At 56.5% G+C, this 18,976-nt stretch carries 15 protein-coding genes; 9 read left to right on the top strand and 6 right to left on the bottom strand.

Annotated elements, in window-relative coordinates; genetic code table 11:
- The first annotated feature begins 70 nt into the window (after positions 1-70).
- The 4 genes from AMUC_RS00085 to AMUC_RS11625 all read left to right on the top strand — a co-directional run bounded on the left by AMUC_RS00085 (position 71) and on the right by AMUC_RS11625 (position 5,028).
- The gene (locus AMUC_RS00085) at positions 71-679 is read left to right on the top strand and encodes a hypothetical protein (protein ID WP_012419078.1); all 609 of its coding nucleotides are present in this window, start codon (positions 71-73) and stop codon (positions 677-679) included.
- 495 nt (positions 680-1,174) lie between these two features.
- On the top strand, positions 1,175-2,620 hold the full coding sequence (locus AMUC_RS00095) for a Gfo/Idh/MocA family protein (RefSeq protein ID WP_012419079.1): 1,446 nt from the start codon (positions 1,175-1,177) through the stop codon (positions 2,618-2,620).
- 301 nt (positions 2,621-2,921) lie between these two features.
- Positions 2,922-4,064, top strand: a complete 1,143-nt coding sequence (eboE, locus tag AMUC_RS00100) for a metabolite traffic protein EboE (RefSeq protein ID WP_012419080.1) — start codon at positions 2,922-2,924, stop codon at positions 4,062-4,064.
- A 4-nt stretch (positions 4,065-4,068) separates the two neighbouring features.
- On the top strand, positions 4,069-5,028 hold the full coding sequence (locus tag AMUC_RS11625) for a zinc-binding metallopeptidase family protein (RefSeq protein ID WP_012419081.1): 960 nt from the start codon (positions 4,069-4,071) through the stop codon (positions 5,026-5,028).
- Positions 5,029-5,046: 18 nt separating this feature from the next.
- On the opposite strand, the gene AMUC_RS00110 is transcribed toward AMUC_RS11625, so the two are convergent.
- Both AMUC_RS00110 and rpoN read right to left on the bottom strand, forming a co-directional pair.
- Positions 5,047-6,201: an MFS transporter gene (locus AMUC_RS00110; RefSeq protein ID WP_012419082.1), complete on the bottom strand. Its 1,155-nt coding sequence runs from the start codon at positions 6,199-6,201 to the stop codon at positions 5,047-5,049.
- Positions 6,202-6,350: 149 nt separating this feature from the next.
- Positions 6,351-7,748 (bottom strand): RNA polymerase factor sigma-54, encoded by a 1,398-nt coding sequence (rpoN, locus tag AMUC_RS00115; protein WP_012419083.1) that lies wholly within the window; start codon positions 7,746-7,748, stop codon positions 6,351-6,353.
- Positions 7,749-7,888: 140 nt separating this feature from the next.
- On the opposite strand from rpoN, the gene AMUC_RS00120 reads away from it, so the two are divergent.
- The 5 genes from AMUC_RS00120 to AMUC_RS00140 all read left to right on the top strand — a co-directional run bounded on the left by AMUC_RS00120 (position 7,889) and on the right by AMUC_RS00140 (position 14,441).
- Positions 7,889-8,599, top strand: a complete 711-nt coding sequence (locus tag AMUC_RS00120; RefSeq protein ID WP_012419084.1) for a GDSL-type esterase/lipase family protein — start codon at positions 7,889-7,891, stop codon at positions 8,597-8,599.
- A 388-nt stretch (positions 8,600-8,987) separates the two neighbouring features.
- Positions 8,988-9,764, top strand: coding sequence for a PhzF family phenazine biosynthesis protein (locus AMUC_RS00125; RefSeq protein WP_012419085.1), 777 nt, complete (start codon positions 8,988-8,990; stop codon positions 9,762-9,764).
- Between the two features lie 512 nt (positions 9,765-10,276).
- Positions 10,277-10,870 carry a manganese efflux pump MntP gene (locus AMUC_RS11630; protein WP_157738200.1) on the top strand — a complete coding sequence of 198 codons (594 nt, stop codon included), beginning with the start codon at positions 10,277-10,279 and terminating at the stop codon, positions 10,868-10,870.
- 108 nt (positions 10,871-10,978) lie between these two features.
- The gene (locus AMUC_RS00135) at positions 10,979-13,207 is read left to right on the top strand and encodes a discoidin domain-containing protein (RefSeq protein WP_042447390.1); all 2,229 of its coding nucleotides are present in this window, start codon (positions 10,979-10,981) and stop codon (positions 13,205-13,207) included.
- 16 nt (positions 13,208-13,223) lie between these two features.
- Positions 13,224-14,441, top strand: a complete 1,218-nt coding sequence (locus AMUC_RS00140; protein WP_012419088.1) for a hypothetical protein — start codon at positions 13,224-13,226, stop codon at positions 14,439-14,441.
- A gap of 230 nt (positions 14,442-14,671) precedes the next feature.
- On the opposite strand, the gene AMUC_RS00150 is transcribed toward AMUC_RS00140, so the two are convergent.
- The 4 genes from AMUC_RS00150 to AMUC_RS00165 all read right to left on the bottom strand — a co-directional run bounded on the left by AMUC_RS00150 (position 14,672) and on the right by AMUC_RS00165 (position 18,967).
- Positions 14,672-16,051, bottom strand: coding sequence for a replication-associated recombination protein A (locus AMUC_RS00150; RefSeq protein ID WP_012419089.1), 1,380 nt, complete (start codon positions 16,049-16,051; stop codon positions 14,672-14,674).
- A 107-nt stretch (positions 16,052-16,158) separates the two neighbouring features.
- Positions 16,159-16,554 (bottom strand): hypothetical protein, encoded by a 396-nt coding sequence (locus AMUC_RS00155; protein WP_012419090.1) that lies wholly within the window; start codon positions 16,552-16,554, stop codon positions 16,159-16,161.
- Positions 16,555-16,919: 365 nt separating this feature from the next.
- Positions 16,920-17,846, bottom strand: a complete 927-nt coding sequence (locus AMUC_RS00160) for an NAD-dependent epimerase/dehydratase family protein (RefSeq protein WP_012419091.1) — start codon at positions 17,844-17,846, stop codon at positions 16,920-16,922.
- Positions 17,847-17,872: 26 nt separating this feature from the next.
- Positions 17,873-18,967: a phosphotransferase enzyme family protein gene (locus AMUC_RS00165; RefSeq protein WP_012419092.1), complete on the bottom strand. Its 1,095-nt coding sequence runs from the start codon at positions 18,965-18,967 to the stop codon at positions 17,873-17,875.
- Positions 18,968-18,976: the final 9 nt, after the last annotated feature.

The following is an 18,976-nucleotide window of genomic DNA, read 5'->3' on the forward strand; positions in this document are numbered from 1 at the left end:
CGCGGTCTCACTTGCTGCAAACGGTTCTCCTAATCGTTCCAGCCGGGAAGCTTCAACCGGAGTTTCAATCATGAAAATAACCTCGTTCATCATCAGGACACTATGCGCGGGCACCGTCGGTTCCCTCGCCTGCCAGGCCGCCATGCAGGCTTACGCGGATGACGTTCCCTCCACCTTCGTGGAAGGAAATTATTCCCCGGAAGTAGCCCGCTACGTGCAGAGCATCGCAGGCGTGGCGCTGGCCTCGGGCATTCATGATTATGACGAAAACGCCACCAGCAGTTATCAGGTTCTGGCTCAGGTCCTTAACAGCGGCAATGTAACGGAATTGCCGGAAGATCTGAAACGGGCCATTGGAATGCTGATCGGCTACGTCCCCGACCCGAATGAAATCATCCAGCCGATCATGTCCAGAAAACAGATTGAGAGGATGAGAAAGATGGCGGACCGCATCAAGAACCTGATGGAGGAAAAATACGGAGTGGACCTGGAAGACTGCACGAACATCATGAAGCGCACTCTGGCCCCGTCCATCTCGGACATCCTCCGCTCCTGCGGCATGGAAGGCACCCAGCTGCCCTCCACCACCGCTTTCCGCCCCAGGCTGGGCAAGGCTCTGAATGAAGCCTATGCCAGGCTTGCGGCGCCAAAACTTCCCGCCGCCGGCATGGCGCAATAACCGGACCATCTACGGATGATCGGGGAGATGATCCCGATTCCACGGCACGCGGCCCCCTGCCAGGGTCCCCTGAATAGAAGCCGCAGGAAACGGAATGATCTTCCCCGTCGCCGGGAACGGAAACGGCAGCCAAGCGCCGGCGGCAACAAACAACACCCTCCGGATGTCCTCCGATGCAGGGCCGATCCTTCGGAACGCGGAGCGGCGATACGCTCGCTCCCCTGTTTTATTCCCAAGCAACGGCATGCAACATCGGCACAACCGGATGATGCCCTTACAGGCCCCGTCCTTCCCGCGCTGCGGCAGGACTGGGGCTTTTTTCATGTCCGGGATTTTCAAAAGGCGGCGGCATTCCCTCCTGATTCCTTCCAGGAATCAGGGATATTCCGTTTTTACAGAGGAATGCATTTTTTTCACCATCTGTGAAAGAAAGATTCTCAAGCCTCAGTATCTATGGCAAACTGGGGATTCAAATCCTTTATATAATTACCATCCATGGATAATTCATCATCACGCCGTCGTTTCCTTCAGACCCTGGGCCTGGCCACTGGCGCCCTGGCTGCCGGTTCCTTTGCCAACGCCCAGGAAGTAGCCCCCCTGGCTCCCAAGAAAATCACCATTCCGGACCCGAATAACATCGGCCCCATGACCACGTGGCCCCCGCGCAAGCCCGGCGCCATCTACATGGGCGGCTTCAGGGCTCCCAAGCTGGACAAGGTGCGTGTGGCCTTTGTCGGCGTGGGTGAACGCGGTTCCATGCACGTGGGCCAGATGGCCGTTATAGAAGGTGCGGAAATTGTCGGCATTTGCGACCTGTATGAAGACTGGGCCAAGCGCAGTGCGGACGTCGTGGAAAAGAAGACGGGCAAGCGCCCCCCCATTTTCACGAAAGGACCGGAAGACTACAAGCGCATGATGAAGGAAGTCAAGCCGGACGCCGTCATCGTCTGCCCCAGCTGGGAATGGCACTGCCGTGTTACCTGCGACGTGATGAAGATGGGCGCCCACGCCTTTGTGGAAGTGCCTATGGCCGTCTCCATCAAGGAACTCTGGGAAATCGTGGATACCTCCGAAGAAACCAGGAAGCACTGCATGATGATGGAAAACGTCAACTACGGACGTGAGGAACTCATGTACCTGAACATGGTGCGCCAGGGCGTCATTGGCGACCTGCTGTACGGAGAAGCCGCCTACATCCATGAACTGCGCGGACAGATGAAGCAGGTGGAACGCGGCACCGGTTCCTGGAGAACCTATCACTACGCCAAGCGCAACGGCAACGTGTATCCCACGCACGGCCTCGGCCCCATTGCCCAGTACATGAATCTGGCCCGCAAGGACGACTGCTTCGGCAGGCTCGTCTCCTTCTCCAGCCCGGCCCTGGGCCGCGCCGCGTATGCCAAGAAAAATTTCCCGGCGGACCACAAGTGGAACAAGCTGGACTTTGCCTGCGGCGATATGAATACCTCCATCATCAAGACCACCATGGGCCGCACCGTCCTGGTGGAATGGGATGAAACCAGTCCGCGCCCCTACTCCCGCCTGAATCTCATCCAGGGCACCCTGGGCACCTTGGCCGGCTTCCCGACCCGCGTAGCCGGGGAAAAGCTGGGCAACGGAAATTATCATGAATGGATTGAAGGCAAAGAAAAACTGGCCCCTATTTTTGAAAAGTACGATCACCCGCTCTGGAAGAGAATCGGGCCGCTGGCCCTGAAGATGGGCGGTCACGGCGGCATGGACTTCGTGATGCTCTTCCGCATCATCGAATGCCTCCGCAATGGCGAACCGATGGACCAGAACGTTTATGAAGGAGCTTTCTGGTCCTCCGTCTCCGAGCTTTCCGAATACTCCGTGGCCCAGGGCGGCATGCCCCAGGTATTCCCGGACTTCACCCGCGGAGACTGGAAAACGACTGCTCCGCTGGGCATCGTCCAGTAACAGCCGGCAATCTTCCCCGGCCCGAAGCTTTTGCGCCTCCATGGCGTGTTTCCGGGCCGGGGCAAAATGCCTCCTCTTCCAAAAACAGGCCCAGCTTGCAGGCGGCCTGTTTTTTATTGCTCCAATGACACCCTATTCCGGAAGTTGAAGGGCTCCGCAGGCGCTCCACTTGCCGGGGAAAGCTCCCGGATGACGCCAAAAAGCGGAACTCCATGAAATTTTCCTTCTGCGCGGAACCGTATTTAGGCAAGAAAAATATCCTGCAGAAAAACGCCGTTCCCCTTACATCACACACGCCTTCATGCTTTCCTATTGTACCAATATTCATCCCGCAGAATCCTGGGCGGAAACCAGGGAGGCTCTTTTCACCTGCGTTCCCCGCATCAGGCAGGAACTCGCGGCGATGGACTCCCCTCTGAAGGATCTCCCCCTGGGCATCGGCCTGCGCCTGTCCGCCAGGGCGGCAGCGGAGCTTCTGGCAACGCCGCACGCCGCGGAAACCCTGAAATCATGGCTGGAAGACCAGGGCGCGCGCGTAGAAACCCTTAACGGGTTCCCTTACGGAAATTTCCACGGGCAGCGCGTGAAAGAACGCGTTTTCCAGCCGGACTGGACTACACCGGAACGTTTTGAATACACCTGCAACCTGTTCCGCATTCTGGCACTCATTGGTGACGAACAGGCTGACAGGCTGACCGTCAGCACGCTCCCTGCCTCGCACAGCTGGTTTCATGCGGATGAAGAACGCATCTTCTCCCGGCTGGACGCCATGAGCGGATTCCTGGATGTGCTGGGCAGGCAGACCGGCTGCCTGATGCAGCTGGGGCTGGAACCGGAACCCTTCGGCCATTTTCACGATACGGATGGAGCCATCCGTTTTTTCAACGGCCTCCGCAACCGTTCCCGCCGTCCCGAACTTATCGAACGCCACCTGGGGCTGACATACGATACCTGCCATTTCGCCATTCTCCGGGAAGAACCGGAATTCACCCTCTCCGCCTGGGAGGAAAACAACATCGCCCTCTGCAAAGTGCAATTTTCCAACGCCCTGGAATGCCGCATATGTGGGGAGGAAGACCTGGAACGCCTCCGGCAGTTTGACGATGGCGTTTATTTCCATCAGACCAGCATCCTCCACCGGGAAGGCGCCATGCTTTTCCCGGACCTGCCCAATGCCCTGGCCTATGGGCGGGATTATGCAGAGGAAATACGTGATTCCCAATGGCGCATTCATTACCACATTCCCCTGTACGCTTCACCGGAACCACCCTTGAAAAGCACGGAAGAATTCATCCAGAAAACGCATAATTTCCTCCGGAGCCGCAAAGGCCCGCAACCGCATCTGGAGGTGGAAACCTATACCTGGAGCGTCCTGCCGGACCACATGAAGATCCCCCTGGCAGCCCAGATTGCCCGTGAACTGCATTATATTGAAACCCTGTAAAGCCATGATGCCCCGCATGCATCCCTCCGCCTTCCTGTCTTCCGGATTCCTGCTGCTGTCCACCGGTCTTTCCTCCTGCACATTTCTTCCCATGTTTTCCTCCGGAGGGCAGGAAACGCCGCGGACCCTGGGCGCACGCATGGAAAAACACACGGAAGTCCTGCAAAAAGACATCGGGGAAAGAAACGCCAGCCAGCCCAAATCCATGGAAGCCGCCGCCAAATACATCGCCGGGAATTTCTCGGACATGGGGTACGCCGTCACCATGCAGCCCGTATCCGGAGGAAACGTGAAAAAAGGAGCGGCCATTTACAACATCCTGGTTTACAAGCCCGGCCTGTATTCCAACAATCAAAGCATCGTCGTGGGAGCCAATTATGATTCCAGCGGACAGCGCAACAACGGCAGCGGAACGGCCCTGCTGCTGGAGACGGCGAGAGGCCTGAAAGACATCCCCACCAATCACAATATCTATTTTGTCGCATACGCGAACGGAGCGGAGCCCGCAGGGAAATCCATCTCTTCCGGAGCCTGCGTGCATGCCAGCACCCTAAGCGGCAGCATTGGAGCAACCAACATCCTGGGCATGATCAATCTGGAACCCCAGAAGCTGGATGCCGGAGGGGAACGAAAACAGCCGGGCCCGGAATCCTCCCGGGAAGCCGTTCTGTTCACGACCACCCCGCACGGCAAGAAATTTGCTGGCCAGTGCGCCGCCCCCTTCGCCAAATCCTGGGAGCAGGCGCCCGCTACCTTCCACCGGGAACCTTCCGCCCTCACAGGCAATGACCGCCATTACGCGGTCCTGGGCATTCCCACGGTCTCCTGCCGGAGCAAGTATCCCGTCACGGATGCCCGTACGGAAGAGTATGTGCAGGCGCTGACGGACATGATTCACCAGGTAGCGGACAACGACGCGCCCGAACCGGCAAAAAACGCCGGCCAGGGCGAGAAAGCATCCTGACGTTTCCCTCTCTCCCCGTTACCGGGACAGCTTTCTCCTTCCGTGGCCGCCGCCCAGCATCAGCACAGGCATGAAGGAAAGGGCCACCAGCGCAATAACCATAGGCATCCAATTGTCGGAATACCTCTGCATCAGGAACGAAGTCAGGGAAGGGCCGGCCAGCGTGCCCAGGGAATAACTCAACAGCAGAAGCTGGTTCATGGTCACCAGTTCATCCCGGGAAGCTTCCTCGCATCCCCAGGCCATGGCAACAGGGTACAGGGAAAATCCGGCCAGCCCCAGAGCAATCAGGGAGGGAGCCATCAGCCCCCCCTTCAGCATCAGCCCGGCACAGGCCGCCGCCACCAGCAGGGACTGGCATTTCATGACGAAAGCGCGGCCGTACCTGTCCGCCAGCCGCCCCATGGGCCACTGCCCCAGAATGGCAGCGGCAATCAGCAGGGCCATCCAGTATCCCACGGAAGAGTGGTCCATTCCCTGGTGCTTCAGGAACAGGGGCATCAGGCAATAAATAGTACCCAATACCACGCCGGAAATCACACATCCCACAACACCCAGAAAGACGCTGCGGCGTCTCAGCAGTGTCCGAATCTCTATATGGGAGGAGGATGAAACCTGTCCATTGCCCGGCTCCAGACGCGCAAACATCAGCGGAACCATGCCCGCCACTGATAAAATGCAGACTTCCGTCACAATCAGGGGCATATCGCTGGGGAACCAGCCCAGAAGCAACTGCCCCAGCACCGTACCCAGATAATAAACCACCATGTAGGAAGCCAGCAGAATGCCGCGGGTTTGCAGCGTTCCGGCCCTCAGCAGGGCGCTTTCCACCACCACCCAGACCAGGGCGCAGCTGATCCCCGCCAGCAGCCGGAGGCCGCTCCAGGCCGGCACGCCGGGAAACACAGGCAGCAGAACGGTGGAGACTGCGCATAAAAGGCATGCATATTGGTAACTTCCTTTGAACCCGGCCCGGCGAATCACGCCGCCAGCCAGCAGCGTTCCGGCCAGGTTCCCGAGAAAAAAGAAAGCCCCCACCAGCCCTGCCTCCCAGGTGGCGGCATCAAATTGCTCCATCCACAGGGGAACAACCGTATTCAACACGGCAAACGCCACTGTCTGGAAAAGAAGCCCCGCCAGCAGCAGGGCAATAGGCCAGGTAAATGTACGCATCACGATAAAGCGGGGACTATAGCACCAAAGCCGCATCAGTCAACCGCCTCTTCCGTCGGAAAGAAAAACAAAAAAAGCGCCTTATCAACAAAAGACACAACACATTGATTGTTAAATTATTAATAAACAATTCAAAATATAGGGGACTGTCATATTCCCCGGCGCAGGGAAGCGGGCAGTATCTTCATCTGCTCCCGATATTTGGCCACCGTCCTGCGGGCGATGTTCACCCCTTTTTCCCGCAGCGCGGCCGCCAGCCCGGCGTCACTGAGGGGTTTGGAAGAATCTTCCTCCGCAATCAGCCGCCGCATCAGCTCTTGGACGGCGCCGGCAGCCACGGCTCCGGAAGCCGCCCCGTCCGGGGAAACGCCGCCTTCAGACGGAACTCCCGCACTGAAAAAGGATCTCAATTCTTTCATCCCCCACCTGCACAACAGGTACTTGTCCCGGCACGCCCGGGAAACCGTGGAAACATGAACCCCCATCTCCTCCGCCACTTCTTCCATGCCCATGGCCTTCAGGCGGGACGGGCCGGACCTGAAAAAATCCTCCTGCCTCCGCACAATGACACGGGCCAGGCGCAAAACGGTCTCCTGCCTCATATCCAAAGCCCGCAACAGCTCCTGTCCCTCACGGAACGCCCTGCGGAGATATTGCCTCAGCTCCCGGCTTCCGGAACCCTCAGCCATTAACTCCATATACCGTTCATTCATGGACAGGCGCGGAAGATACTCGGAAGTGAGGATAACCTCCAGCACGCCGGAAGGCCCCTCCTCCACAATGACGTCAGGCAGCAGATGAGGGTTGCCGCCGGGGGCGTAGGCCCCCCCTGGATCAGGAGTCAGGCTCCTAATCACCTCCAGAGCCGCCGCCACGGCCCCCGGTTCCACGTCCAGCAGGCGTGCGGCTTCCTCATACTTGTGCGCCGCCAGTTCCCGCCAGCAGCGCTTGACCAGGCGGAAAGCAAGCGAACGCTTCAAACCGCGCTGTTCAAGCTGGATCAGCAGGGAATCCCTTAAATTCGCCGCCCCCACTCCAGGCGGGTCCATTTCCCTCAGCGCAGCCAGAGCTTCCTCCATGTCCCGCATGCTGAAACACCCCTGCTCTTCCAGCTCCTGCGGAGACTCCGTCAGAAACCCGCGTTCGTCCAAAGCGTCAATCAGCAGGAACAGGGCGTCCCGGGCGCGGCCCGTCAATGCGGAATGCTGCGCCTGATCCATCAAATGGGTTTTCAGGGATTCCGGAGCCACGACGGATTCATACATGAAATCACGGCGGGCGGCCGCGTCCCCAGACAGGCGGCCTTCCGCCGTAAACTCGTTCCACCCGTCCTCCCGCTCATTCCAGGCATCCCCGTCCGGACCGTCTTCCAGCGCTTCCGGGGAAGCGTCCGGCAACTCCTCAAGCATGGGATTGGTTTCCAGCGCCTGACGGATAATCTGCCTTAATTCCAAAGCAGAAGCCTGAAGAATCTGCATCCCTGTCTGCATGGACTGGGAGACGGCCATCTGGCGCGTCATTCCATGCTGCAGGGATACCTCACTCATACCGCCCACAAGCTACACCACCCCCCGGAATCTGGCAAGGGGGAACACCCTGCAGCAAAAGCTGCCCGCACACCGCAGCAGCAAAAAAGGCCACCACTTTCATGTGGCGTTTTTGGAAAACGTTCATACAATAAATGCCAATGAAGATTTTGCACATACTTGCTTTCTCCCTGCTGGCCTCCCTTCTCTCAACGGCTGCGCCGTCCCCTCTGACTCCGCTGCCACGGGAACAGCCCCAATGGTGGAGGAAGCAATATGAACAGCAGGTGGAACAAATAAAAAACAACCCCTGCGGCGTCCTTTTCCTGGGAGATTCCATTACGGACTACTGGAAAAGGGAAGGAAAACCAATATGGGAAAAGGCGTTCTCCCCCTATCATCCCTGCAATTTCGGCATTTCCGGGGACCAAACCACCAACCTGATTTACCGCATCACGGATTCCGGCATCCCGGCCCAAACGGACCCCAAACTCTGCATCGTCATGATCGGCACCAACAATACCGGTCATTTCAAAGGAGGGGAAGCCCCGGAAAAAACGGCCATGGGAATTCTGGGTGCCGTTGAACACCTGCTGGTCAGGTTCCCGGACACCCACGTCCTCCTGCTGGGCATTTTCCCGCGCGGCACAGGTCCCCAGGACAAGCTGCGCCAGCACAACGACCGCATCAACGCCATTCTGGCCCAGTGCAAGCTGCCCCGCACCACTTACGCCAACATCAACAGGCGCTTTCTGGACTCCTCCGGCAAACTGCTCCCCGGCATCAGCAGGGACAACCTGCACTTTACGGAAAAAGGCTACGCCATCTGGGCAGACGCCGTGCTGCCCTATATCAAAAAATACTGCAAATAGCTTTCTTTCCCATCCTCGACGCATGACTGTCGGAATGCCCCCTTCCGCCAGTCATGCGTGCGGTTCGGGAACATATTTGTCAATCAATGATGAAGCTTACGCAGCAACAACTGTCCAGCCTTCATTTTGAAACTGCGGTTATGGAGCCTGAAAAGCACCGCTCATGTCCATCAATTCATTTTTCCCGGCGGCTCCGCCCTGAATGCTTATGAGTAACGTCCGGACTTTGGGGAGCCCGCTTTAATAAACGGTTAAGATACAAAAGCAATACGGAGCATGGAAAGTATTTACCGCCAAGCCCGCAAAAAGCTGCATGGATGCCAGGGCCCGCGTCTGAAAATTTTGCGCAGAACCGAAGTTGCAGTTGATTTGGAATAAATATATTATAATGAAACAATATATCATAGACGCCTTTACTGACAAAGTTTTTCATGGAAATCCCACGGCGATTTGCATTTTAGAACAATGGCCGTCCGGGGAATTGATGTTAAATATGGCCGTTGAAAACAATCTTTCAGAAACGGCCTTTGCTGTCAAAAAGGGGGGGAGCTATCATCTGCGGTGGTTTACCCCCGGTGGAGAGATTGACTTATGCGGTCATGCGACATTAGCCTGTGCCTATGTTATTTTGAACTTCTATGAAAAAGAAGCGGCAAAAGTTGTTTTTCAAACTTTAAGCGGTGATTTGGTGGTAGAACGGCATGGTGATCTTTATGAAATGGATTTCCCCGCCTATGAATTAAAACCAGTTCCCGTAACGGAGCAAATGATCGACGCTATCGGCGCTACCCCCAGAGAAGCGTATATGGGGCGTGACCTTTTATGCGTGTTTGACGATATAAAAATAATCGAACATCTCAATCCGGATCTATCAAAAGTTCATGCCCTGAACGGTCTTTTGCTCCATGTAACCGCAAAAGGTACGGAAACTGACTGCGTTTCCCGTACCTTTGCCCCCAAATGCGGAGTGCCGGAGGATGCCGTTTGTGGTTCCGGTCATTGTCACATTATACCTTACTGGGCGAACAGATTGGGAAAAGACGACATCATAGCTTATCAGGCTTCCAAACGCGGTGGGACACTTTATTGCCGCATGGATGGAGCACGGGTAAAATTAGCAGGAAAAGCAGCCTTATATTCCATTGCCGAAACACAATCAAGATGAAGCGTCAATAGGTTAAGAACATATGCCGGGCGACGGAAAAAACGTCGCGCGACAGAAATTATACATGCCCAATGACACAAACGGCGGTTTTGAATAATCAAGGACGCCGTTCTTCTATTCCCTAAAAAATAATGCAACTATGCTTTCAAACATGGCGGTCAACGGGAATAACTGCCATGAAGCACAAAGCATGCCGACAAATTCCGACGAGGTCTATATCAAAAAATACATCCGCCGCAGAATATCATATCTCCAAACGTGAATCATACCATGTAGCAAAAGTGAATATTTTTTCAAACTTCCATCCGGTATGCTTGTGTCTTTACAGGTGTGTTTTTTATTTTTCTTTATGGGAAATACAACAAAAAAAATCATGAAACAACCAAATCCCCCGGCCGGAAGCAGGAATCCAGCCGACCCGCCTGTGCCGCATTTGGAATCAGGAAAAAGCGCAAGGAACAAAAAAATTGCTTTTTCCCGGGGATATCCTAGAGTGCCTCTCCGCAATGAGCATGCCGCTTGCCGACTTGATCTTCCTGGCTTTTGCCCTCTCCGTGGACGCTTTCGTCGTGGCGTTCTCCTACGGCCTGCTCATTAAGCAAAAGCGTTTGAGCAACGGAATCAAGCTCTCCCTGTCCACCGGGGCCGGTCAATTCCTGATGCCCGTCCTGGGTTTTCTGCTTACAGGCTCCGTGCACCGGTATATTGCGGCCTGGGACCACTGGCTGGGCTTCGCCGTGTTCACCTTCCTCGGGGTCAACGTCCTCCGCGAAGGCTGGAATCACCGCAACGAAGAAGAGGATATGCCCCACGTCACCAGCCTGACGTTTCCTACCCTTATGGCCGTGGGAATCGCCACCAGCATCGACGCGCTGGTAGCGGGCATCAGCATTTACCTTTCATCCGCCCAGTGTGGAACCGACCCTACCCTCCACGCGGTGCTTCTCCCCGCCGCCGCCATCGGCTTCACCACCTTCCTGTGCACGGCGGCCGGCTTTTTCCTGACCAGACGGCTGCACCGCTTTCCGACCTTTCATCTGGAAGCGGGAGCCGGGCTCATCCTCATCGGCCTGGGCGTCAAAATGCTCTGTGACCATTTGTGCTGAAATATGCCGCGAAGGATGATAAAAACGTCCTTCTGGCATCGTAATAAGTCGAAAAACGCACTGGTTCCCTCCCACCTCTTTCTGCTATTATCAAGTAATCCCTTCCACATGAATATTTCACATCTTCTTCTCTGCACTTCCCTGCTCGCGGCTCCCGTCTGCGCGGCACAGGGCCTGACGGAAACTGAAACGGAAACGCCGGCCTCCTCCAGCCGCCTGCCGGCGCCCCTGGCACAAAAAATTGCCTCCGGAGACTTTGATGGCCTGCAGACGGAACTGCGCTCCACCCTCCTGAAGGCTGGAGAACAAACGAAATCCGAACAGAAACTGCTCCAGAACAAGCAGTACCGCCATTTGCTGGACATTCACGAACTCCTGCGCGTCACGGGACCGGACAAGGTGAAAGCCGTTTTCTCCAAAAGCGCGCAAGATGCCGCTTTCATCAAAACCTTTCTACAGGACCCGGTGTGGATGGAGCTTTACCTTGGAGCAGGCCTGATTCCGGAAAATTCACCGGAAGGCCTTCAAATCCTCTCCGACATCTGGAAAGCGGACGGCAAGAGCCCGGATTTCCGGAATTACCAATCCCTGGCCACCGGGCTGGCCTCTGTCTTTTCCACCGGCCCCATGGCGGGAAGGCTCAAAACCAACTCCGCCAACAGCAATCCGGTGCGCCGCTACCGGATTTTCAAAAAACTGCATCAGGAAAACAGGCTGCATCCGGGATTCATCAAACTGCGCCCATGGGAAATGCGCTTCGTCGTGGGAAGTCCCTGGGACGATAAATCCTATGAATGGAGCAATGAACACGTCAACCTCCCCTGGCGGCGATACACGGCCGCCTGCTGGGCCGCTCCCTATACGGGCCACAATTTCTTTGGCGATACCATTCAGGGGCCCCTTTTCTACGTGCCGTGGAGGGATCTTAACACGACCGCGGAAAACACGCAGATCATCGGCGGCGTTTGCGGCGGCCTCTCCTATTTTGGCACCATGGCGGCCCAGGCCCACGGCATCCCCGCTTATCCGGTAGGACAACCGGGCCACTGCGCGTACGCGGTGCGCGTGAAACGGGGGGAATGGAAAGGCGGCTTCGGCGGACCAGACGGAGGCATGCACAACCATATCTTCGGCTCCCAGGCTCCTACTTCCTACCTGCTGATGGAAAATGTCTTTGCTGACAACGATAAGGCGGACCAGGCCTACCTGTGGGCCGCCCAGGCCCGGCTGGACGAGGCTTCCGGCAACAAGGACAAGGCCATTCAGGCATGGGAGGAAGCGCTCAGGCAAACACCGCTGCACCCGTTCTTCCGCACGGAGCTTCAACGCCTGCTGATGGAAAAGGAAGGCATGCAACCTGTCGACTGGTACGTTTACGCCAAGGACGCCCTTTCCCACTATCAGGGCAACGGCTTTGCCGCATTCGACATCCTCAAGGACGTGCAGAATAAATTCCTGATGGATATTCCGCCCGCAGACCGGATTGCCTGGTTCCGGGACCTGCATGAAGCCATCGCCACCACTCCCACATCATGGGCGGTGAAATTCCAGCCCGTGCTGGACTCCCAATCTGCCTTCCTGGCAAATCCGCAGGAAAAAGCGGCCTATCTGGAAACAGTCCTCTCCACCCACCTGAAAACGGGGGACGGCACCAACTTTGGCCAGGCGTTGGAATGGGGCGTGAAAAACTTTGTGGAAAACGGACAGGCGGACGTGTTCTCCAACGCATTCGCCAAGGTAGCCCAGCAAACGGGAAAAACCGGGACCTCCGGGAAAGCCCCCGACCCCAAAAAGCTGAAGGAAGCCTACGGCAAAGCCATCTATGCCACGGAAACGGCCCGCTCCATTCCGGCCTTCCAGGCCTTGAGCAAAGCGGCGGCCTCTTTCTCCGGCGCCAATGCGACGAACAATACGGTCAAGGCGTCCATTCCGCAGGGCTGGAAACTGGTGCCCGCAGACGGCATGGTCCGGTGCTCCACCACGAGCCAGTGGGACAGCCCCTGGGACCATATCAACCTGCTGCGTCCCTGCGGCGGAGCCCAGCATACGGATAAGGAAGCCAATCCGAACGTCATTGTAGAACTGAAAAACGGAGTGAACCTGGCCGGGCTGGTAGTCACCAAGCGCGACGGCAATGAAAACCGGATGAAGAAAATGGAGGTCTCCACGTCCACGGACGGAGCCACCTGGTTCCCCCTGGCCGCCACGGAAAACATGCCCAAGGAATGGGTCATCACCGCACCGGAAGGCACCAAAGCCAAGTGGATCAAGGTGGAAGCCAAAAACGCACAGCCGGAATTCATGCACCTGCGCCATATCCTCGTTTACGAAAAATAAATTCTCCATTAACGCCATGCTTCATCACATCAATCCCGTTTCCGGCCTGCTGGCCGCAGCCCTCTTCCTGTCCGCCCCTGTTCAGGCGGCCCTCCCCGTTTACAGCGCCGTGAAAGACGAGGCGAAAACCGTCAATAAATACATGATCGTCGTATGGGCCGGCACGGACTGGTCCCCAAAATCACGTGAAATCACCCGCGCTGTGGAACACCTGGCCAAGAACTCCCCGGAACCCGTGCTCTGGTGTATCCAGGACGAGCGTGAGGAAATGACGGAAGAAGAGCAGAAACTGCCCAAGCCCCCGGGGGAAATCTGGAACATCCCCGCCATTCAGGTGGTCTCCCCCACCGGAAACATGGTATTCCTGTCGGAAGGTGTCTCCAGGGAAACATTGCCAGCCGTCATGAAGCAGGCAATGGAAGCCGTAAAACAGCAAAACAAGGCCAATGCCCTGTGGGAAAAAGCCGCCGCTTCATCCGGAACGGCCGCGGCCCTTCTTTACGGAGAAGGGCTTCAGCAGCTTCCTCCTTATGCGGCCTCTTCCAGAAAGGATATTCTGGAAAAAATCAAGAAGGCGGATCCGGAAGACATCAAGGGAGTGCACTTCAAATACACGTTCAGGCATCTGCCCTACATCGAAAAAGTGCAGAGAATGGTGAATGATTCCGCCAAAGACGGCGGTCCAAAGGATTACAAAACCGCCCATGCCTATGTAAACAAACAGCTCAAAACCCCCGGCCTGACTCCCCTTCAAAAACAACAGGTCATGGCGGCCAGGTTCTGGCTCTACCGCAATGAAGGGAAAAAGGACCAGGCGCTGAAGACCCTGACGGACATCGCCAGGATATCCCCTAAAACCCTCATGGGAATAGGCGCCCAGAACTACTACCGCTACCTGACGGAACCCGTCACCCTGAAAAGTCCTCACTTCACAGGCTACGACCTGCGTCCGGAACTGACGCCTACCCGCGTCAACGTCAGCAGCATGCTTGACGGCCCCGGAAACTACAAGATTACCTTCAAGATGAACAGCGGCGGCTGCAATATCCGCAACCCCCGCTTCATGAAGGGCAACCGCGTAGTCAGCGAACTGCCCAAGGACCGGCAGGACAAAAACGGGCGCGAATTCACCCTGCGCCTCTCCGGTTCCGAAAAGCCGGACTTGGTTTTCGACTGCCAGGGCCAGGGATGGTTCGATGCGGACTGCGACATCATCGTGACCAAGGAATCCTGACTCCTGCCGGCAAACGAACAAAACCGCCATTCACAACCTTCACGAAGGCAGGACATTCCCAAGGAATTTCCTGCCTTTTTTCCGATGGGAGAAGAATTTCCAGCCAGCGCCCAAGCGGAAGCATCCCTCTCTCCCTGCTTCTTGCCGGCCAAAGCCGAACAACATTCCCGGCAGCTTCAAAGGAGCAATAAGGGAAACCTTCTTCTCATTCCCGCGTTTTCAAGGAAGAATTACCCCTTCTTCCCGCCTTCCCCGGCGTTCTCCGCCAGTTGACGGCGGTATTCCATGCGTTCCCTGATCCTCAGTTCCAGCCCGTTTCCGGTGGGGGTGTAATACACGCGGCCTTCCGGGAGGTAGGCCTGGGGTACGTAATGTTCCGGATAGTCGTGGGAATACAGGTATTCCAGCCTGGCGGCATCCGCGCCTCCGGCGGCAGCCAGCTTCTTGCGCGTTGGCGTCCGCAGGTGTTCCGGCACTGCCAGCGTTTTCCCATTGCGCACGTCATCCATAGCGGCATTGATGCCCATGTAGGCGGAATTGCTCTTGGGGGCCGTCGCCAGGTAAACCGCAGCATGCGCCAGAGGAATGCGTGCTTCCGGCATGCCGACCATTTCCGCCGCGCGCGCCGCGTCCAAAGCTACGCGCAGGGCGTTGGAATCCGCCAGCCCTACATCCTCCGACGCGGCGATGACCAGCCTTCTTCCTATAAAGCGGATATCCTCCCCGGCTTCCAGCATCATCCCCAGCCAATACAGGGCGGCGTCCGGGTCAGAGCCGCGCATGGATTTGATGAAAGCGGAAATCGTATCGTAATGGGAATCCCCCAGGCGATCGTACCTGATAGCCTTGCGCTGGATGGATTCCTCCGCTACGGAGATGTCCACATGAATGACGCCGTCTTTCCCCGCAGGAGTGGACAGAACAGCCACTTCCAGAGCCGTGAGCGCCTTCCTGGCGTCTCCGTCCGCTTTGGCGGCCAAATGGTTCAGGGCTTCCGCCTCCATATCCACGCGGGATGCGCCCAGCCCGCGCACCTCATCCGCCAGGGCGCGCTTCAGCAGGGCGGCCAGCTCCTCCTCCGGCACCGGCTCCATCGGAAAAACCTGGGAACGGGACAGGAGGGGGGAGTTAATCGCAAAATAGGGATTTTCCGTGGTCGCCCCGATAAACCTGACCGTACCCTTTTCCAGATGGGGAAGCAGAACATCCTGTTGAGCCTTGTTGAACCGGTGCAGCTCATCCACGAAAAGAACGGTTTTCCGCCCGTGCATGCTCATCCTCATCTGCGCCTGGGCTATTTTTTCCCGGATGTCCGCTACATTGGATTCCACGCCATTGAGCATCATGAAATGGGCATTCGTCGTCCGGGCGATGACGGCGGCCAGAGTAGTTTTTCCGCACCCGGGAGGCCCGTAGAAAATCAGGGACGTAAACCGGTCCGTCTCAATTGCCCGTCTCAGCAGCTTACCCGGAGCCAGCAGATGCTTCTGCCCGGCCACTTCATCCAGGGTGCGCGGGCGCATGCGCGCGGCCAGCGGCATGGCGGAAGTGTCCGCCCCGGGCTCAAAGCCTTCCCGCGCTTCCTCTTCCTGTAAACTGAACAAATCCATCGGAAACACTTTACCCGGTTGAAAGGCCGGAGAAAAGGCCAATCCCCGGAATCCTGAAAGTTTGCGGAAGCGACACCGTTCCCCCCCTCAGGACGGAAAATGCACCTTTATCCAAACATGGACCAGCAGGACAGCATGAAAACCATGCTGACAGGAGCCAAAATGCTGAACAGCAGCCCCGCAACAGCCAATCCCCTGCGGTTCACCTCCCAGTAATGAAGGGAGGCGATCAGCATCCAGATGGGAACCACAACCATGTGGACGAGAGCCAGGAGCCCCCAGCCCGCCAGCACCAGCAAAAAGAGCCATGACTGCGAGCCGTCCGCATTATTGCTCGGCATGACAAGGCCAAAGAAGCGGTACACAAGCAAAAAGAAGACGAAGATGGCAAAAGGTATCCATCCCCAGCGGGCTTCCTCCTTCCGGCGGGCCATGGCCAATTCAAAACAGGGATCTTTAAACGCAGGCAATTGCTTGGCAGAAGAATCTCTGAAGAAATACATATCGCCCGAAGTCTCTATTATTACGTCTTTCTTCCGTCAATAACATTCAATGCCAGTCCGGATTTTTTCCGCAGAAAATTTTTCCCTCTAACAAATATGGGATATCGGCTTCCGACCATTACCTTATTGTCAAAGCAAAGTTTTGTGAAAATTCATGAAACGCTCTTGATTATAAATAATTTTCCCTTTTTTTCGGATACTTGCTCTTCGTCTTTTCCCATGATAAAAAAGTCTTTTTGCATCATCCGAATTTCAACACCCGTTCAATTTGTCATACACAGCCCCAGTTTCCCATAAAAAAGACTGCCTCCGCTGCAGGAGCGGAGGCAGTCCGGGGGTAATATAAAACCGGAAATTACAGAAGGTTACCTGCCCAGAATGCCCTTGAAGTATTCCAGCGTCGTCGCCAGGCCTTCCGGCAAAGTATGCCTGGGCTGCCATCCGGCATTGCGGAGCTTGTCCGCACAGGCGCGGGAATGCTTGACGTCTCCCGGACGTTCCGGGGCATGAAGCACCTTGGAGGAAGACCCGGCAGCCTTGATGATGTTCTGCGCCAGCTCTTCAATGGTGATCTGGCCGCCGTAACCGGCATTGAACACGCCGGTGACTTCCGGGTGTTCCGCCACAAAGGTGAGGGCTCCTACAATGTCTTTCACATAAATGAAATCGCGCGTCTGGGAGCCGTCCCCATACACGGTGATGTCTTCTCCTTTGACAGCTTTTTCAATGAAAATGGGCACGGCTGCGGCATAGGCGCCCTTGGGGTCCTGCCGGGGGCCGAAGACATTGAAGAAGCGCACGGCTGCCGTATTAATTTTTCCTTCCGCCCGGAACATGTTGAGGTAGTATTCCCCATCCAGCTTGGTAATGGCATAGGGACTCTTGGGTTCCGGGTACATGGTTTCCAGTTTGGGCACCGTGGGATTGTCTCCGTAAATGGCGGCGGAAGACGCCAGCACGATTTTTTTGACTCCGGCGGCGGAAGCTTCCTCCAGCACGTTCAGCAAACCGTTGACGTTGATGTCGATGCATTCGCTGATCTTGCTCATGGATTCCGGCACGGAGACGAGCGCGGCCATGTGGAAAATATAGTCCACTCCCTGCACCGCCTGGCGCACCAGCTCCCGGTCGCAGATGGAACCTTCGATGAACGTGTGCCTGAGCCCTTCCAGGTTCTTGAGATAGCCCGTGCGCAGGTTGTCCAGCACACGGATTTCCTCCGCCTTATCCTGATAGTGTTCCACAATGTGGGAACCGATGAATCCGGCGCCGCCGGTTACGAGAATCTTCATGTTTTTCCGATGTTGGTAGATATTGGTTAATAGCGGTCCACAATGGCCTTCATTTCATCCATCTGCGCCTCAATGGATTCTACCAGGGCCATCTGCGTGCGGCAGCGGTCCAGGTTGTGTTCCGGACGGTGGATTTTAAAATACACGTCACCGGACAGGTAGTCCGTCAGGAAGCGGATGCCGCATTCCATCGTGAGCAATTTGCCGGAGAACGGCAGCAGGCTCTTTTCCAGAGGCGTCAGGAAACTCTTGGCTGAACTCAGGTAACCCTGAACCAGAGCTTCAAACATGAACATGCGCATCGTGACCTTGGAGACGTCCTTTTCATCTTCCGCGGCGGGAGACGTAGCCGTCCGGATCATGTCGCCGAAGTCGTAAATGGCGGAACCGGGCATCGTGGTATCCAGGTCAATCACGCAAATGCCTTCTCCGGTTACATCGTCCAGCATCACATTGTTCAGCTTGGTATCATTGTGCGTACAGCGCAGGGGCAATTCCCCGGATTTCAGGTAATCCACCACCAGATGGCAGTCCGACTCACGGGAAAGGTACCAGTCTATTTCCTTCTGCACTTCCTTCACGCGCCCCAGGGGGTCGGACTGGATGGCCTCTTTCAGAGCCGCCAGGCGGGAAGTGGTATTGTGGAAATTGGGAATGGTTTCAAACAGGGGCTCTCCGGGCAGGTCTGCCGTGAGCTTCTGGAATTCGCCGAAGGCGCGCGCCGCTTCCTGGCACTGCCTGGTAGTTTCAATCTGGTCATACGTGCGTGCGCGTTCAATGAACGGGTACACGCGCCAGCAGTTGCCGTCCGAATCCAGGGCGTACGGCTTGCCGTCCACGGAGGGAACCAGCGTGAGAGTGCGGCGGTAAGCTTCCGGGCACTGTTCCTCCTTCAGGCGCTTCAGGGCGTGGTCCGTCACGCGCTTTACGTTCTCCATCAGAGGGATGGGCTGCTTGAACACGTTATGGTTCACGCGCTGGAGGATGTAGCGGATGCGCTGTCCCGCCTGATCCACCCAGATACAGTAGGTGTCATTGATGTGGCCGCTGCCGTAGGAATAACCGTGGACAAAATCGCCGCGGAGATCGAACAGGGTTGATACAGCCTTGAGATCGTGCATAGGGAAAAA

The organism is Akkermansia muciniphila ATCC BAA-835, from assembly GCF_000020225.1.
In the GTDB taxonomy this organism is placed as follows: domain Bacteria; phylum Verrucomicrobiota; class Verrucomicrobiia; order Verrucomicrobiales; family Akkermansiaceae; genus Akkermansia; species Akkermansia muciniphila.

Coding starts and splice junctions, on each gene's coding strand:
- AMUC_RS00120 (WP_012419084.1), top strand. CDS start 7,889: ATGAAGATTTTGCACATACTTGCTTTCTCCCTGCTGGCCTCCCTTCTC.
- AMUC_RS00165 (WP_012419092.1), bottom strand. CDS start 18,967: ATGCACGATCTCAAGGCTGTATCAACCCTGTTCGATCTCCGCGGCGAT.
- eboE (WP_012419080.1), top strand. CDS start 2,922: ATGCTTTCCTATTGTACCAATATTCATCCCGCAGAATCCTGGGCGGAA.
- AMUC_RS00085 (WP_012419078.1), top strand. CDS start 71: ATGAAAATAACCTCGTTCATCATCAGGACACTATGCGCGGGCACCGTC.
- rpoN (WP_012419083.1), bottom strand. CDS start 7,748: ATGAGTGAGGTATCCCTGCAGCATGGAATGACGCGCCAGATGGCCGTC.
- AMUC_RS00140 (WP_012419088.1), top strand. CDS start 13,224: ATGCTTCATCACATCAATCCCGTTTCCGGCCTGCTGGCCGCAGCCCTC.
- AMUC_RS11625 (WP_012419081.1), top strand. CDS start 4,069: ATGATGCCCCGCATGCATCCCTCCGCCTTCCTGTCTTCCGGATTCCTG.
- AMUC_RS00155 (WP_012419090.1), bottom strand. CDS start 16,554: ATGTATTTCTTCAGAGATTCTTCTGCCAAGCAATTGCCTGCGTTTAAA.
- AMUC_RS00095 (WP_012419079.1), top strand. CDS start 1,175: ATGGATAATTCATCATCACGCCGTCGTTTCCTTCAGACCCTGGGCCTG.
- AMUC_RS00150 (WP_012419089.1), bottom strand. CDS start 16,051: ATGGATTTGTTCAGTTTACAGGAAGAGGAAGCGCGGGAAGGCTTTGAG.
- AMUC_RS00160 (WP_012419091.1), bottom strand. CDS start 17,846: ATGAAGATTCTCGTAACCGGCGGCGCCGGATTCATCGGTTCCCACATT.
- AMUC_RS00125 (WP_012419085.1), top strand. CDS start 8,988: ATGAAACAATATATCATAGACGCCTTTACTGACAAAGTTTTTCATGGA.
- AMUC_RS00135 (WP_042447390.1), top strand. CDS start 10,979: ATGAATATTTCACATCTTCTTCTCTGCACTTCCCTGCTCGCGGCTCCC.
- AMUC_RS11630 (WP_157738200.1), top strand. CDS start 10,277: ATGCCGCTTGCCGACTTGATCTTCCTGGCTTTTGCCCTCTCCGTGGAC.
- AMUC_RS00110 (WP_012419082.1), bottom strand. CDS start 6,201: ATGCGTACATTTACCTGGCCTATTGCCCTGCTGCTGGCGGGGCTTCTT.